General features: G+C 63.1%; 18 protein-coding genes. 8 read left to right on the top strand and 10 right to left on the bottom strand.

All coding sequences use genetic code 11. The annotated features are described in order from the left end of the window. Positions 1-16 precede the first annotated feature (16 nt). A complete protein-coding gene (gene ptsN, locus ACN9MO_RS00090; protein ID WP_057247991.1) occupies positions 17-481 on the top strand; it encodes a PTS IIA-like nitrogen regulatory protein PtsN in 465 nt (154 codons plus the stop codon). Between the two features lie 42 nt (positions 482-523). Here the strand turns inward: ptsN and ACN9MO_RS00085 are convergent, their stop codons facing one another. Beyond that, on the bottom strand, positions 524-1,336 hold the full coding sequence (locus ACN9MO_RS00085) for a LuxR family transcriptional regulator (RefSeq protein ID WP_113132034.1): 813 nt from the start codon (positions 1,334-1,336) through the stop codon (positions 524-526). 151 nt (positions 1,337-1,487) lie between these two features. On the opposite strand from ACN9MO_RS00085, the gene ACN9MO_RS00080 reads away from it, so the two are divergent. Together ACN9MO_RS00080 and ACN9MO_RS00075 are read left to right on the top strand one after the other, a co-directional pair. Continuing rightward, entirely contained in the window at positions 1,488-2,255 is a 768-nt protein-coding gene (locus tag ACN9MO_RS00080; protein ID WP_065372446.1) for an SDR family NAD(P)-dependent oxidoreductase, read from the top strand. 11 nt (positions 2,256-2,266) lie between these two features. After that, positions 2,267-3,502: a D-arabinono-1,4-lactone oxidase gene (locus ACN9MO_RS00075; protein ID WP_113132033.1), complete on the top strand. Its 1,236-nt coding sequence runs from the start codon at positions 2,267-2,269 to the stop codon at positions 3,500-3,502. A 79-nt stretch (positions 3,503-3,581) separates the two neighbouring features. Here ACN9MO_RS00075 and grpE read toward each other — a convergent pair whose 3' ends face one another. After that, on the bottom strand, positions 3,582-4,199 hold the full coding sequence (grpE, locus tag ACN9MO_RS00070) for a nucleotide exchange factor GrpE (RefSeq protein WP_057247987.1): 618 nt from the start codon (positions 4,197-4,199) through the stop codon (positions 3,582-3,584). 265 nt (positions 4,200-4,464) lie between these two features. Next, entirely contained in the window at positions 4,465-5,544 is a 1,080-nt protein-coding gene (gene hrcA / locus ACN9MO_RS00065; protein WP_057247986.1) for a heat-inducible transcriptional repressor HrcA, read from the bottom strand. Positions 5,545-5,704: 160 nt separating this feature from the next. Between hrcA and rph the strand changes: the two genes are divergently transcribed. The 4 genes from rph (at position 5,705) to hemW (ending at position 8,787) form a co-directional block, all read left to right on the top strand. Next, positions 5,705-6,424: a ribonuclease PH gene (gene rph / locus ACN9MO_RS00060; protein WP_113132032.1), complete on the top strand. Its 720-nt coding sequence runs from the start codon at positions 5,705-5,707 to the stop codon at positions 6,422-6,424. A gap of 14 nt (positions 6,425-6,438) precedes the next feature. Then, positions 6,439-6,858: a VOC family protein gene (locus ACN9MO_RS00055; RefSeq protein WP_113132031.1), complete on the top strand. Its 420-nt coding sequence runs from the start codon at positions 6,439-6,441 to the stop codon at positions 6,856-6,858. Positions 6,859-6,875: 17 nt separating this feature from the next. Beyond that, entirely contained in the window at positions 6,876-7,520 is a 645-nt protein-coding gene (gene rdgB, locus ACN9MO_RS00050) for an RdgB/HAM1 family non-canonical purine NTP pyrophosphatase (protein WP_057247983.1), read from the top strand. A gap of 82 nt (positions 7,521-7,602) precedes the next feature. Further along, positions 7,603-8,787, top strand: coding sequence for a radical SAM family heme chaperone HemW (hemW, locus tag ACN9MO_RS00045; RefSeq protein WP_113132030.1), 1,185 nt, complete (start codon positions 7,603-7,605; stop codon positions 8,785-8,787). A gap of 30 nt (positions 8,788-8,817) precedes the next feature. Here the strand turns inward: hemW and ACN9MO_RS00040 are convergent, their stop codons facing one another. The 6 genes from ACN9MO_RS00040 to ACN9MO_RS00015 all read right to left on the bottom strand — a co-directional run bounded on the left by ACN9MO_RS00040 (position 8,818) and on the right by ACN9MO_RS00015 (position 13,140). Further along, positions 8,818-9,432, bottom strand: coding sequence for a glutathione S-transferase family protein (locus ACN9MO_RS00040; protein WP_113132029.1), 615 nt, complete (start codon positions 9,430-9,432; stop codon positions 8,818-8,820). A 113-nt stretch (positions 9,433-9,545) separates the two neighbouring features. Further along, on the bottom strand, positions 9,546-9,911 hold the full coding sequence (locus ACN9MO_RS00035; protein WP_113132028.1) for a DUF1801 domain-containing protein: 366 nt from the start codon (positions 9,909-9,911) through the stop codon (positions 9,546-9,548). 35 nt (positions 9,912-9,946) lie between these two features. After that, a complete protein-coding gene (locus ACN9MO_RS00030) occupies positions 9,947-10,360 on the bottom strand; it encodes a DoxX family protein (protein ID WP_245296245.1) in 414 nt (137 codons plus the stop codon). A 79-nt stretch (positions 10,361-10,439) separates the two neighbouring features. After that, positions 10,440-11,714: an RNA polymerase sigma factor gene (locus ACN9MO_RS00025; RefSeq protein ID WP_113132027.1), complete on the bottom strand. Its 1,275-nt coding sequence runs from the start codon at positions 11,712-11,714 to the stop codon at positions 10,440-10,442. Further along, on the bottom strand, positions 11,711-12,085 hold the full coding sequence (locus tag ACN9MO_RS00020; protein WP_058323676.1) for a YciI family protein: 375 nt from the start codon (positions 12,083-12,085) through the stop codon (positions 11,711-11,713). Before ACN9MO_RS00020 ends, ACN9MO_RS00025 begins: the two co-directional genes overlap by 4 nt. 122 nt (positions 12,086-12,207) lie before the next feature. Continuing rightward, positions 12,208-13,140, bottom strand: coding sequence for a DMT family transporter (locus ACN9MO_RS00015; RefSeq protein ID WP_058323711.1), 933 nt, complete (start codon positions 13,138-13,140; stop codon positions 12,208-12,210). 161 nt (positions 13,141-13,301) lie between these two features. On the opposite strand from ACN9MO_RS00015, the gene gcvA reads away from it, so the two are divergent. Continuing rightward, positions 13,302-14,246 (top strand): transcriptional regulator GcvA, encoded by a 945-nt coding sequence (gcvA, locus tag ACN9MO_RS00010; RefSeq protein ID WP_113132026.1) that lies wholly within the window; start codon positions 13,302-13,304, stop codon positions 14,244-14,246. A 57-nt stretch (positions 14,247-14,303) separates the two neighbouring features. On the opposite strand, the gene dnaA is transcribed toward gcvA, so the two are convergent. Further along, complete coding sequence (dnaA, locus tag ACN9MO_RS00005; RefSeq protein WP_057248246.1) at positions 14,304-15,749, bottom strand: chromosomal replication initiator protein DnaA; 1,446 nt, start codon at positions 15,747-15,749, stop codon at positions 14,304-14,306.

Below are 15,749 nucleotides of genomic sequence, written 5' to 3'. Positions count from 1 at the left end.
GAACGAGGACAAAAGAATGGCATTGGCAGGTCTACTGCATCAAAATGCGATCATCCCGGCCATGAGGGCCAACTCGAAAAAGCAGCTCCTCCAGGAATTGGCGGCAAAAGCATCAAAGATCACCGGGCTTCCCGAGCGTGAAATCTTCGACGTGATCCTGCAGCGGGAGCGTCTTGGCTCCACCGGTGTCGGCAATGGCATCGCCATCCCGCACGGCAAGCTCAACAATCTTCCCTCGATCATCGGCATCTTCGCGCGACTGGAAACATCTGTCGATTTCGAAGCGCTCGACGACCAGCCGGTCGACCTCGTCTTCCTGCTGCTCGCCCCGGAAGGTGCCGGCGCCGATCACCTCAAGGCCCTGTCGCGCATTGCCCGCGTCCTGCGTGATCAGGACATGGTCGCCAAGATCCGCTCGAGCGATTCCGCCAGCGCGATCTACACGCTGCTCGACGACGACGCGACCTCGCACGCCGCCTGAAAATAGCAACGGCGCGCGTCCGCCGGACGCGCAGTGCCTGCGTCAGTAAAGCTGACGACCGTTCAAATGATCTATGAAAATCCGGAACAAAGCGCCCTGGCTCGAAATGCCGAGCCGGCGATAGATGTTCTTGCGATGGATCCGGACCGTTCCCTCGGCAATGTTCATCACCTTGCCGATCGAAAGGTTGCTGTGTCCCCGAAGGATCAGCCGCACGATGTTGCGCTGCTGCTTCGTCAGCCGGTCTGAACAAAGGCTGTCGAACGCCACCTCCATTACATTGTCGCCCTCTTCGGAGGGCGGCGGCGAAAAGCTCCGGCCCTGCTGGCGCCAGTTCGAGCGGACCGCCTCGCGCACGATCGGCTCATAGACGCGCAGTCGCTCGAGTTCGGCCTCGCTGAAAGGCTGGCCGCCGCGGCCGCGCATGAGCGAGTAGGTCGCCTGCAGCCCACCGTCGAGCGGAATGACGAAGCCGACCTCCTCCACCAGTACACCCGATTCCATCGACACGCAGGGATGAACCTCGGCGGACGACGAGAAGTCGGACTGGAAGAATCGGTCCGGCGCGAGTTCTCGCATGCGCCAGAGGCCGGCCGGCTGGCCGGCAGAGCAGGCGACGTAGAAGGGATCGAGCAGATAGGCGCCGCCGAGATAGGCGGAAAGCGCGCTCGCCGATACCTTTGCCGTGTAGCCGTCATGCAGCACGATCGGCCTGGCATCGTACGGATAGGCAAAGGCGACGGAGAGGTCGAAACTGGTGACCGACCGCAGCATCCGGTCGAGCGCCTGGCCGAAATCCTGCGTGCCGATCAGACCGATCATCGCCGAAATATCAGCGGACTCCCTTGCCAGCATTCCGGTTTCATCCCCCCGCTCCTCGTATCCCCCATGGGATATCGACAGCCCCTGCTTCGTCAACAATAATTCCCCCCGGGAGAGCAACAGGTCGTCGCGAAACGGGTCGCCCTTGGCGAACACTGCGGCGAACGCCGATGAGGAGGGCGCAATGGCAGGCAGGCTTTCAGGCAAGGTGGCGCTGATCAGCGGTGGCGCGGGAGGCTGCGGCCTGGCGGCGTCGGAGCTTTTCGCGCGCGAAGGCGCCAAGGTCGGTATCGTCGACCTGCCGCGCAGCAAGGGCGAAGAGGTCGCGGCATCGATCCGCGCCAATGGCGGCGAGGCGATTTTTGCCCCTGCCGACGTCTCGGTATCCGCAGAGGTGACATCCGCGGTCAAGGCGGTGGAGGCGGCGTTCGGCGCCATCACGGTGCTCTTCAACCACGCCGGCATTCTTGCCGTCGGCCCCTTTCTTGAGGTCGAGGAAGACGAATGGGACCGGCTGATGGCAGTCAACGTGCGCAGCATGTTTCTGATGACCAAGGCGGTTCTGCCCGGCATGCTTTCCGCCGGCGGCGGCAGCATCGTCTGCACCTCGTCGATCTCGGCCGTGGCGGCAACGCCGATGGAGGTACTCTACGACACGACCAAGGGCGCCTGCCACATGTTCGCCCGCGCCATCGCCGTCGAGTTCCGCGACCGCGGCATCCGCTGCAACGCCGTCTGCCCCGGCTTCATCGCCACCGATCATGGCAAGCGCGAGCTCGTCGGCCTCAGTAAATACGGGGTCGACGTTTCGGAGGCGGCCATCGCCGCGCAGCAGGGCCGCATGTGCGACCCGAAAGAGGTGGCGAACGCGGCGCTGTTTCTTTCGAGCGACGAAGCGAGCTTCATCAACGGCACGCATCTGTTCGTCGACAATTGCTTCACTGCGGTTTGAGGGAGGGGAAAATGCTTCAGGCAGGTGGCCACTGGCGCAACTGGGTCGGAAACCAATCATGCATCGTGCGTCATCGCGGCGCGCCGGAGAGCGAGGCAGCCCTTGCCGAAATGGTGCGCGAGGCGACGTCGCAAGGGCTGAACGTGCGCTGCGCCGGCTCCGGCCATTCTTTCACGCCGGTGGCGCTGACCAGCGGGCTGCAGTTGACGCTCTCCAGCATGCAGGGCGTCGTCGGCATCGACTACGCGCGCAAGCGCGTCGCGGTGAAGGCGGGCACCACCATCAATCAGCTCGGCAAGGTGCTGAAATCCAACGGCCTGTCGCTGATCAATCAGGGCGACATCGACAGTCAGGCGCTGGCCGGCGCGCTGACGACCGGGACGCACGGGACCGGCGCCAAGCTCGGCAACATGGCCTCGCAGATCGTCGGCATGCGCCTGGTGCAGCCGGATGGCAGCATTCTCGTTGTCGACGAGACGACACCGGATCTGCTCGAGGCGGCGCGGGTATCGGTCGGCATGCTTGGTGTGATCTCGGAGATCACGCTGCAGGCGATGGACAGCTACAATCTGCATGAAAGGCTCTGGCGCTGCACCTTCGACGAAATGATCGAACAGCACGACGAACTGGCCGCCAAACACCGCCACTTCGGATTTTTCTGGTGCCCAGTGCCCGAGAGCCGGCATTGCTATTGCCTGCCGGACACCGCATCGGTCTCGACCACAGACAGCACCTCCGACGTCTGCGAAATGAAGGTGATCGACATCACCGAGGAAGCACCGACGGAGCGCCGCTTCGAGAAGATCGCATACTCCTCCGAGATCTATCCGATCGAATACGTGCCGAATTTCCACGAACTCGAATATGCGGTGCCCGTCGCCCACGGCAAGGATGCGGTGAAGGCGGTGCGCAAGCTGATGCTGGAAAAGCACCCGACCTGCATCTATCCGATCGAGTACCGTTTCACCGCCGGAGACACCGGCTGGATCAGCCCCTTCTTCGAGCAGGACTCGATCACGCTCTCTGTCTCGGGCGAGCCGGGAACCGATTATTGGGACTACCTGAGGGATGTCGATACGATCCTGCGGCAGTACGGCTCACGGCCGCATTGGGGCAAGCTGCATTTCCTCGGCGCCGAGGATGTGACGGCGCTCTATCCCCGTGCAGGCGATTTCCGGGCGCTGAGGGCCAAGGTCGATCCGGAGGGCCGCTTCCTCAACGATCACCTGCACCAGCTTTTCGGATAGCGTTTGCGGCTGACGCCGCTCAAAACAAAAACGCCGCGCGAACTTCGCGCGGCGTTTCTTTAAACTCTGATCAGTTGGATCAGGCAGTCGGTGCGTCACCGTTTTCGCCGGCCACGACCTTCGGTCCGCCCTTGGAGACGCCGACCATGGCCGGACGCAGAACACGGTCACCGATCACGTAGCCGGCTTGAACGACCTGCAACACCGTGTTGTTCGGCACGTCCGCATTGGGAATCTCGAACATTGCCTGATGGAAGTTCGGGTCGAACTTCTGGCCTTCCGGCTCAAGCTTCTTGACGCCGTGGCGCTCAAGCGCTGAAAGCATCGAGCGCTCGGTCATTTCCACGCCCTCGATCAGGGCGGTGAGGCCAGCCTCGCCTGCTTCCCTGGCCTCTGCCGGAATGGCATCGAGGGCGCGGCGCAGGTTATCCGAAACGGCGAGCATGTCGCGGGCGAAGCCGGCGACGGAATAGGACTTCGCATCCTTCACGTCGCGTTCGGTGCGGCGGCGCAGGTTGTCCATCTCGGCGGCAAGTCGAAGGTACTTGTCACGCAGCTCGGCGCTCTCCGCCCTGGCGAGCTCCAACGGATCGGGCTCGGCAACCGGCGCAGCTTCAGCGGCGTCGGCCGCATCGGGCGCGGCATCGAATACCTCGTCGGTGGCCTCGGGTCCGTGCTTGTTCGTATCGTCGGTCATGACGTTCTCCGCAGTGTCGTCTCTATCGTCCTTCGCATTTCCACGCCGCAAGCGCGAGCCTGCGTGTCAGCAAAAATGCCCTGTGACTGGATTTGAAGCCGATATCGAGGTTTGGGGCCGAAAAATCAAGGGTTCAATCGCGCTCCTACAGCGCCGCGCGACTGATCAGACGCGCAAAGGTTGCTGTAACACTTTGATTTGCTGCATGTCTTTGTCCTTGATCGAGGTCGATTTAAGGAGACATGCAGCGACTAAAAGCCCGCCTTTAGCGGGAAAGCCTCGACATCAGCTGCGCGGTATAATCGACCATCGGCACGATGCGGGAGTAGTTGAGCCGCGTCGGCCCGATGACGCCGACCGCGCCGACGATGCGATCCTCGCCATCGCGATAGGGCGCGACGATCAGCGAGGAGCCGGAGAGCGAGAAGAGCTTGTTTTCCGAGCCGATGAAGATCCGGACGCCCGGACCGCTCTCGGCAAGATCGAGCAGCTCGATCAGGCTGTCCTTCTTTTCGAGGTCGTCGAAGAGCATGCGCAGCCGATCGATATCTTCGGCCCCCTCCAGCCCTTCGAGCAGATTGGCCCGCCCGCGCACGATCAACCGCGCCGGCTTCTCGTCGCCTTCATTGCCCGACCAGATGGCGAGACCGCGCTCGACGAGGTCTTGCGACAGCGCGTCGAGTTCGCCGCGCACCGTCTGCTTCACCGTTTCAAGCTGGGTGCGCACCTCGCCGATCGTCTGGCCGGCAAGATGGGCGTTAAGGAAATTCGCGGCTTCAGTGAGCTGCGAGCTGGTAACCCCGGCGGGTAGTTCGATGATGCGGTTTTCCACCTGGTCGTGCTCGCCGACGAGAACGGCCAGCGCCTTGGTCGGCGCCAGGCGAATGAACTCGACATGCTTCAGTACGGGATCGGCCTTGGCGGTGATGACGAGGCCGGCCCCGCGTGACATGCCTGACAGCATCTGGCTGGCTTCGGTCAGCAGCGCATCGACCGGCTGCATATGATCATCGCGCCGAACCTGACGGTCGATCGACGCCCGGTCCTCGACCGAGAGATTGCCGACCTGCATGAAGGCATCGACGAAGAAGCGCAGCCCCGTCTGGGTGGGCAGACGGCCAGCGCTGACATGCGGCGAGTAGATGAGACCGAGATCTTCGAGATCGCTCATCACATTGCGAACGGAAGCGGGAGAGAGCGACATCGGCAGGAGCCGTGACAGATTGCGCGAGCCGAGCGGCTCGCCGCTCGTCAGATAGGTTTCCACGATGCGACGGAAAATTTCGCCCGAGCGCTCATCCAGCGCGGCTGCGATTTCCTTTGCTCCGGGATTGCGCAGTACCATGTCACTCCACACTCGCAGGCACATCCTGCCGTGCCCGGAATATAATGATCCTGCCGCCCGATGGCAAAAGGGAAAAATCGACTGGTCCCCCGGCTATCCACCGGTTCCCTTTGCCTGCGCCATGCTCTAGAAGGCTCACCAGATACGATAGGAGTTGACGATGCGGCCATCCGGCAGAAAAACCGACCAAATGCGCAAGGTTTCCTTCGAGCGCAATTTTTCCAAGCATGCGGAAGGCTCCTGTCTGGTGCGGTTCGGCGACACGCACGTGCTGTGCACCGCCAGCCTTGAGGAAAAGGTTCCGGCCTGGTTGCGCAACGGCGGCAAAGGTTGGGTGACGGCGGAATACGGCATGCTGCCGCGCGCCACCGGCGAGCGCATGAAGCGCGAGGCGGCCAATGGCAAGCAGAGCGGTCGCACCCAGGAAATCCAGCGGCTGATCGGCCGGTCGCTGCGCGCCGTCGTCGACCTTCCGGCGCTCGGCGAGCGCCAGATCTCGATCGACTGCGATGTCATCCAGGCCGATGGCGGCACGCGCACGGCCTCGATCACCGGCGCCTGGGTCGCGCTCTACGACTGCCTGAAGTGGATGGAAGCGCGCAACATGGTCAAGGTCGAGAAGGTCCTGAAGGATCACGTGGCGGCGATCTCCTGCGGCATCTTCGCCAACCAGTCCGTGATCGACCTCGATTACCTCGAAGATTCCGCGGCCGAGACCGATGCCAACTTCGTCATGACCGGCTCGGGCGGCATCGTTGAGATCCAGGGCACGGCCGAGGGCAAGCCGTTCTCGGAAGAGGAATTCGCAAGCCTGATGGGCCTTGCCAAATCGGGCATTGCCGAACTGGTCGCGCTGCAGAAGCAGGCGATCGCCGGCTGACGAGAGAAACGACGATGGCCCCGGCACTGGAAGGCATACTCGAGACTGCGCTCTACGCGACCGATCTCGATGCCGCCGAGGCCTTCTACGGCGGCGTTCTCGGCCTTGAGAAGATCACCCGCGCTGGAAACCGGCACGTGTTCTTCCGCTGCGGCCAAGGCGTGCTTTTGATCTTCAATCCGGCCGAGACGGTGAAACCGCCAGCGCCGGACGCCACCCTGCCGGTGCCACCGCATGGCACGACCGGCCGGGGACACATGTGCTTTCGCGTGCGCGCCGAGGGGCTCGACGCCTGGAAAGCGAAACTGGTAGCGGCCGGTATCAAGATCGAAAGCGATCTTCGCTGGCCGAACGGGGCGCGATCCTTCTACTTCCGCGATCCGGCCGGCAACAGCCTTGAATGTGCGGAGCCGGGCCTCTGGTCCATCGAATGAATATGAAACGAGATACCATGCGCAAACTCGACAACAAGACGCTGATCGTCGCCAGCCACAATGCCGGCAAGATCCGCGAAATCCGCGATCTCATCGGCCCGCTCGGCTTCGAGGCGAAGTCGGCGGCGGACCTCAATTTCATCGAGCCCGACGAAACCGGCACCACCTTCGAGGAGAACGCCACCATCAAGGCGCTCGCCTCCGCCAAGGCCTCGGGTCTGCCGGCGCTTTCGGACGATTCCGGTCTTTCAATCGACGCACTCGACGGCGCGCCCGGCGTCTATACCGCCAACTGGGCCGAGCGCGAGGACGGCAGCCGTGATTTCGCCATGGCGATGGAGAAGGTCGAAAACGCACTGCAGGAAAAGGGCGCAACGACGCCCTCCGAGCGCGCCGCCCGCTTCGTCTCGGTGCTCTGCCTTGCCTGGCCGGACGGCCATGTCGAGCTCTTCCGTGGCGAGGTCGAAGGCTTCGTGGTCTGGCCGCCGCGCGGCAGCCAGGGTTTTGGCTACGATCCGGTCTTCCAGCCGAAGGGCTACGAGACCACCTTCGGCGAAATGAGCGCCGACGAGAAACACGGCTGGAAGCCGGGCGATGCGCAGGCCCTGTCGCACCGCGCCCGCGCCTTCAAGATTTTTGCCGAGACCTGCCTCGGAGCCTGATCTGAGCGGGATGAGGAAAAGTGCGTGCGGTTTTCCGCCCGCATCCCGATCCCTACTGAAAGTGACCATGAGAGACGCAACGATGCAGACGGCCACGCTATCGGCGATTGGTGACGGCATAGACCCCGGTTTCGGGGTCTATGTACACTGGCCGTTCTGCGCGGCCAAATGCCCCTATTGCGACTTCAACAGCCATGTGCGCCACCAGCCGGTGGACCAGCCGCGTTTCGTTGCCGCCTTCCTGAAGGAGATGGAAGAAGTCCGCGAGCTCTCAGGTCCGCGCACCGTCACCAGCATCTTCATGGGCGGCGGCACGCCGTCGCTGATGGAGCCTTCGACGGTGGACGCGATCCTCCAGGGTATCGCTCGCCATTGGCACGTGCCCGACGGCATCGAGATCACCATGGAAGCCAACCCTTCGAGTGTCGAGGCGACGCGCTTCCACGGTTATCGTGCTGCTGGCGTCAACCGCGTCTCGCTCGGCGTCCAGGCGTTGAACGACCGCGACCTCAAATTTCTGGGGCGGCTGCACAATGTCGAGGACGCGCTGAAGGCGATCCGGCTGGCGCGCGAGATCTTCCCGCGCATGTCCTTCGACCTGATCTACGCCCGCCCGAACCAGACGGTCGAGGAGTGGGAGCGCGAGCTAAAGGAAGCAGTCTCCTATGCGGTCGACCACCTATCGCTCTACCAGTTGACGATCGAAGAGGGCACGCCCTTCTACGGCCTGCACAAGGCCGGAAAGCTCATCGTTCCGGACGGCGAACAATCGGCCGTGCTCTACGAGGCAACGCAGGAGATCACGGCATCGATCGGCATGCCGGCCTACGAGGTCTCCAACCACGCCCGTCCGGGTGCTGAAAGCCGGCACAACCTGACCTACTGGCGCTATGGCGACTATGCGGGTATTGGCCCCGGCGCCCACGGCCGCCTCGGCATCGGCAGCGGCAAGATCGCCACGGCCACCGAACGCAAGCCCGAGGAATGGCTGCGCCTCGTCGAGACCTACGGCCACGGCATGGTCGAGCGCGAGGCGCTCGACCTCGAAGCGCAGTCGGATGAACTGCTGCTGATGGGCCTGCGCCTCAAGGAAGGCGTCGATCTTGCCCGCTGGCAGACCCTTTCCGGCCGCGATCCGGACCCGGAGCGCGAACAGTTCCTGATCGACAACGGCTTCATCGAGCGGCTCGGCAATTCGCGCCTGCGCTGCACGCCGGCCGGCATGTTGATCCTCGACGCCGTGGTGGCCGACCTCGCTTGCCCCTGAGGCAGCGGGCGGTCTTCGCCGGCTACAGACTCAATCGAACGTTTCACCGGAGAGCGGCGTCGCCCGCATCGAGGCGCGCTCCTCGAACACGTCAAACCAGCGTGTCAGCGTCGGGCGGTTACGGAACGATGGCAGGTTGCGAAATGCCATCCAGGAGAGCGCCGTCGCCAGCGCGATCTGGCCGATATCAACGGCCGCCTCGGGCTCCAGCGTGCGCTCCAGCCAATCGTAGGTCTCCTCGATCTTCTCTTCATACCCCTTGGCGAGTTCCGGATAACGCAGGTGTTCCGGGCGCCTCTCCCATTCCCAGCGCAAACCGATCCCGGTCTGAGCGAGGACCTGCGCCACCGACTGCATGCGCAGCGCCCGCCAGCGCGGTTCGCCGCTTTCCGGGATCAGCTTGCGTCCGCCATGCAGCGTGTCGAGATAGGCGCAGATGACGTCGCTGTCGAAGATCGGCTCCTGCCCCTCGCGCAACAGCACCGGAACCTTGCCGAGCGGATTTTCGGCATAGACTTCGTCGTTGCGCCGCGTCGGGCTGGTCTCGTGGTGGATGACCCTGAGCCGTTCGGCGAGACCGGCCTCGTGGGCGAAGACGAGCGCCTTGCGGGCGAAAGGGGAGTGGGTCTGATAGTAGAGGATCATGTTTGCCTCGCGGGATCTGGCGTGAATGCCTGTTCCCGTGAAGAGATATTGCATCGCAGCCGATAAAGGCGCTCTGTTTTACCGGCCGCGCTGCAAGTTTGTTTCGCGAACCGCTACTTCATCGGATCGCCTTTCAGCCGGTTGAGTTCAATGCCCTTTGCGACCAAGCGGGCCACATGGGCGTCGTCGACGTCGTACGTGGCGCGCAGGCGGATATAGGCCATGTCACCCTTGCCGCCGCCCTTTTCCAGGCGCGGATCGAGATCGAGCATCTCCGCCCCACGCCAGAAGCCGAAGGTCACGTGATCCTTTGCTCCCTTCAGGAGGCAGACTGCGCCGCCGGCCTCGTAGATGGGGTGGCCCCACTTCACGATATCGGTGAGCCCGCCTGCGGCAATGAGCGCTGCGTGCAGACGTTTTGCCACCTCGGCCGGCGTACCAGAGAGGCCGGCAATGTAATTTTCGACAGTCTTGGTCATGGTCGACTTTCATCCGTTCGATTGGAAGGCAGTTGTCAGTTCTTGAACGGGATCAGGCTGCGCAGCCGCGAGTCCCTGAGCCACAGGCCGCCCCAGGCGATGACGCCGAGATAGAAGCCAAAGAGCAAGTGGGAAAAGAGTGGGCTGCCGGCCCGAAGATGCGTCGCCATCGCGCCGCCGAGATAACCGGTCAGCAGAATGGCGCCGAGGATCGAGGTCCGCGGGATCACGTAAAGCACGGTGCAGAGCAGTGTGAGCACCCCGAGCAGCCGCGCCAGGTTCTGATCTGCGGAGTAACCAAGCGCCACCATGGTTTCGGTAACGACCTGAAGCGGCACGAGCTTGATGACGGCATCGAAGACCAGGAAGGCGACGAGCACACCACTGAGGACGCGGCCGAGGATGACGGACTTGGCAGTCGGGGCGGAAATAGCAAGGCTGGTATTCACTGGGATTTCTCCTTGGATCTCGTTTTCAGTCCAAGGACGAAGCAAGGCGGCCCGCCCCGACAGCCGCCTCGTGGCTTTTTCATCTTTTTTTGACGACGGCGTCTTCGACGCCCGGCTCCTCGTCGAGCTTGTCGAGTTGCATGCGGATATAGGCGCATTCGGCGGCGTTGGTCGCAAGCGCGATGGCATGATCAAAAGCGACGCGTGCCTCGCGGACCTTGCCGAGCTGCTTCAGGAGGTGGCCGCTGAGGCCGTGGAAATAGAAGTAGCCAGACAGTTTGCCGGCCAGCGGCTCGATCATGGCGAGTGCCGCCTCCGGACCGTCACGCTTCGAGACGGCAACGGCCCGGTTGAGGGTAATCACCGGCGAGGGCTGCAGCCGTTCCAGCGCTTGGTACAGCAGATCGATCTGCGCCCAGTCGGTGTCTTCAGGGCGTTCCGCCCGCGCATGCAGGGCAGCGATCGCGGCCTGGATCTGATAGGCGCCGGGCTGGCGATGGCGCATCGCCCTGTCGATCAGCGCCAGCGCCTCGTTGATCAGCGGCCGGTTCCACAATCCGCGATCCTGGTCTTCGAGCAGGATGACGGCGCCATCGGCATCGAAACGGGCGCGCGCGCGGGAATGCTGTATCATCATCAGCGCCGTCAGCCCCATGATCTCCGGTTCCGCGGGAAAAAGCTCCAGCAGCAGACGCCCGAGCCGGATCGCCTCCTCGCAGAGATCGGCCGAGACGCTTTCCGGGCCGTTCATCGCCGAATAGCCTTCGTTGAAGACGAGATAGATCATCGTTGCGACGGCGGCGAGCCGGTCGGCACGATCGGCAACATCGGGCGTTTCGAAAGCAAGGCCGGCCGCCGCGACGCGGGACTTGGCGCGGGTGATGCGCTGTTCCATCGCCGCTTCGCTGACGAGAAAGGCGCGGGCAATCTGCTTGACCGAAAGGCCCGAGACGATGCGCAAAGCCAGGGCGATCTGTTGGGTTGCCGGCAAAGCCGGATTGCTGCAGACGAACAGCAGCCGAAGAATGTCGTCGCGATATTGCGAGCCATCCAGCCGGTCGGCGAGATTGCTCTCCTGATCCTCGAGATCGGAGAGCATTTCCTCCGGTGGCAGCGCCGTTTCGCGGGACTGACGGCGAACCTTGTCGATGCCGCTGTTGCGCCCGACGAAGATCAGCCACGCCGCAGGATCGCGCGGCGGGCCGCTTTTCGGCCAGGTCTTCAAAGCCCGGATGCAGGCCTCCTGAAACGCTTCCTCGGCCGTATCGAGATTGCGGAAATAGCGCAGCAATGCGCCCACTGCCTGCGGCCGGGCTGAAACGAGTGCGAGGTCTATCCAGGCTGTGTCTGTCATGAAGCAAGCTCACTGGGTTTGTAGATGGCAAGGGGTCGGATTTCGTAAGAGCCGGCCGCCGGGTTGGCAGAACTCAGATCACGAGCAAATTCGAGTGCTTCGTCCATAGACGCGCAGTCGACGACATAGAAGCCGAGCAACTGCTCCTTGGTTTCGGCGAAAGGACCATCGATGACAATCGTCTCGCTGTGAGTATGCCGAAGCGTCGTCGCCGTTGTCGTTGGCATCAGGCGCGCCACCGGCCCAAGTTTTCCGGCTTCAGCATATTTGCTCTGTACGGCCGCCAAGTCGCGCATGACCTTTTCATCCTGCTCCTTGCTCCACTCACTGGTGACATTTTCGTTGTTGTAGCAAAACACGGCGTAAAGCATCGGAACTCCTGCTCCTGAAACAAAGACGGTGGCGGCAAGGAATAGCCGACAACCCAGCTGAAAAAAACAGAGCCGGTGGTGCTTTCGCCCACCGGCCCGCAATGCGTGTAAGAAGGGAACGCTCAGACGTTCTCGCGGCACTCTAACTTGGGGTCGGCGGCCGGCCGAGAAAAGAGGCGAAGAAGTCGCCCGTCGATTGCTGCCAGACCGGCTGCGATCAAGGTCATGCCGAGGAAATGCTTGGGTTCCAGCGTTTCGCCCAGGAACATCGCGCCAAGCAGGATGGCGCTGACCGGGATCAGGAAGGTGACGAGCATCAGGTTGGTGACTCCAGCCGTTTCCAGGATGCGGAAGAACAGGACATAAGCGAGCGCCGTGGAGACCAGAGCAATGCCGACGATCGCGGCCCAGACGTCGAGGCCGGGCATCGTAAGCGTCCAGGGATGATCGACGAGCAGCGACAGCGGCACCAGCATGATGCTGGCAGCAGAGACCTGGCCGGTGGCCGTCACGATCGGTGCCACGCCCATGCGCTTGAAGCGGCGGGCAAAGACACCGGCGAGCGAATAGGAGAGCGCCGCACCGAGAACGGCAAGCTGGGCAACAAGGTTTGAGCCGAGCCCGCCGAGTGCCGCCGGACCGATCATCATGGCAACGCCCAGGAAACCGACGACCACGCCGGCGAAGCGGTTGACGGTCAGCTTCTCGTCATCGGTCAGCAAATGCGCGACGATCACGCCGAAAAGCGGCGTGGTGGCATTGAGGATCGAGGCGAGGCCGCTGGCGATATGCGTCTGCCCCCAGACGATGAGCGAAAAGGGGATGAGATTGTTGAGCAGCCCCATGCCGAAGAACGCCAGCCACACACGCGGGTCCCGCGGCATCGACAGTCCCGCAAGGCGCAGGAAAACGAGCAGTGCCACCGCCGCGAGGCTGACCCTCAGCGCCACGATCGTAAACGGCGGCAGCGCCTTGACGGCGATACCGATGAAGAAGAAGGAGCCGCCCCAGAGGAGAGAGAGCATGATCAACATGCCCCATTCCCGCGCTCCCATGACCTTGGCCTGAACCGGTTGCACCATCGCGAAAACCCTCATTTGTTTATCTGACTAAATCGAAACGGTGTTGACCGTTGTGAATTTATGCCATTATTCTCAGCATATTACCCATCGGACAAACGATCATTTCTCGCCACATGATTGAATTTGGCTAAACCATGACCACATCCCTTCCCTCCCTTGCATCGCTTCGCGCCTTCGAGGCGACGGCGCGTCATTCAAGCGTCACCAAGGCCGCGCACGAACTCAACGTCACGCCGGGCGCCGTCAGCCTGCAGGTAAGGGAGCTGGAGCAGACGCTGGGTGTGACGCTCTTCGAACGACGGCCCAGGCAACTGGTTCTGACGGAAGACGGCAGCCTCTATTTCGCAACGCTCCGACGCGCCTTCCGCATGATGCGGGAGGCGACCGAGGAGCTGACGGCGCGCAAACGTGCGCCGGTGCTGACGGTGAGCTGCACGCCGACCTTCGCCGCGCAATGGCTGGTGCCGCGCATCGGCGCTTTCGAGCAGCAGGTGCCTGGCATAGACGTCCGCATCAGCACCACGAACCGGCTGACGGATTTTAATAGTGACGGCGTCGACGTCGCCATCCGGCATGGGCTCGGCCGGTATGACGGCCTGGTCAGCGAACGGCTGATCGACGACGACCCGGTTCCGGTCATCCATCCGGCGCTTCGGGCCAAATTGCCGCTCGACACGCCTAGCGACCTCGCCCGCCATGCGCTGTTGCACGACGTGCACCGCCAGGACTGGCGGCTGTGGCTGGATGCGGCAGGGGCCGAAGGGGTGGATCCCGGGCGCGGGCCGGTCTTCGTCAACAGCAACGGCGCCATCGAGGCGGCCAAGGCCGGCGACGGGGTCGCTCTGGTGCGCCTGTCGCTCGTGGCGCGGGAGCTTGCGGAAGGCCTGCTGGTTGCCCCCTTCCCGGAGGGAGTGATGACCGGCCTTGCCTATCACCTCGTTTATCCGCCGGCCGCTCTCGACCGACCGCCAGTCGTCGCCTTTCGCAGCTGGATCATCGCGGAGGCCCGCGCATCGCAGGTCGCCGAGGACCAGCCAATCAGGCCGCCTCAGCGACCGACGTTGAAGGCGGTGCGTTAGTCCAAAACGAAAAAGGCCCGGAAAACCGGGCCTTTTCTTTGAAACAGTCAGCCGCGACTATTCGTTGATCAGACGCTTCAGAAGCTCGATCTCGTGGCTGAGCTTGGTATCGCCCGAAATCAGCTCTTCGATCTTGCGCACGGCATGCAGCACCGTCGTGTGGTCACGTCCGCCGAAGCGACGGCCGATCTCCGGGAAGGAGCGCGGCGTCAGCGTCTTCGACAGATACATGGCGATCTGGCGCGGCTTGACGATGACGCGGGTGCGACGGTTGGAGACGAGCTCCTGGCGCGAGACGTTATAATGCTTGGCGACGACGCGCTGGATGTCCTCGATCCGCACGCGGCGCGGTTCGCCGGCATTGACGAGGTGCCCGAGCAGTTCATCGACACGCTCGATCGAAAGCTGCGGTTCGAAGGAACGACGGAACAGGAGCTGGTTGAACGCACCTTCCAGCTCGCGACCGCTCGCCGTCACATTGCGGGCGACATGGCTCAGGATATCGCCGGGAATGTCGAGCGATCCATCGTCCTGGCGGGCGACATCCAGCCGACGCTTCAGCATTTCGAGGCGCATGTCGTAGTCAGGGCCGTCCATTTCGATGGCGACACCGCCCTGGAGACGCGAGCGAACGCGGCTGTCGAGCGATTCCAGTTCCCACGGAGCGCGGTCGGCGGCGACGACGACCTGCTTGGCGGAGTCGAGCAGCATGTTCAAGAGATGGCAGAACTCGTGCTGGATCGACTTACCCTGCAGGAACTGCATGTCGTCGATGATCAGCAGATCGATGTTGCGCAGCGACTCCTTGAGCGACAGCGCATCGTTGTCGCGAATGGCGGTGGCGAAACGCCACATGAAATATTCGGCCGTCAGATAAACGACACGCGGTGCACGCGCGCTCTGCAGCGCCTGGATGGCGATGGCCTGCAGCAGGTGCGTCTTGCCGAGACCGACGCTCGAATGGATGAAAAGCGGGTTGAACCGCACGGCACCGGCGCCGGCTTCCGCGATCGTCCGGGCAGCGGCAAGCGCCACGCGGTTCGAGGAACCCTCGACGAAGCTTTCGAAATTATAGCGCTGGTCGAGCGGCGAGCCGAAAAGCGGCGCCTGGACAGGCCTCTGTACGCTCGCAATCGCCGCTGCGGCAACGGTTGCGACCGGCTGGGCTGCTGCCGGACGGCGCGCCGGTGCGGTTGGAGCCGCTTCGGTCGCCTGCGGCAACACGTCTTCCTGTGTCGTCGGCCGGGCGCCACGGGTCGCGGTGCGCACCAGGATTTCGACCTTCAGAATCTCGCCGTCTTCCTGCTGGAAGAGCGACGTGATGAGATCGAGATAACGATTGTTGATCCAGGACTTCAGGAACGTGGTCGGCACCGAGAGGCGCACGACGCTCTTGGATACGGAATGGAGCTTCAGACGCCCAAACCAGCTCGCAAAGACATCCGGACCGACCTGAGCCTTGAGACGCGCACTTACTCGCTCGAACAGTGCGTCGTGCCTCAT

This window comes from Ensifer sp. R-19, from assembly GCF_049905105.1.
Classification (GTDB): Bacteria; Pseudomonadota; Alphaproteobacteria; order Rhizobiales; family Rhizobiaceae; genus Ensifer.
This window is presented reverse-complemented; position numbering and strand designations above follow the sequence as displayed.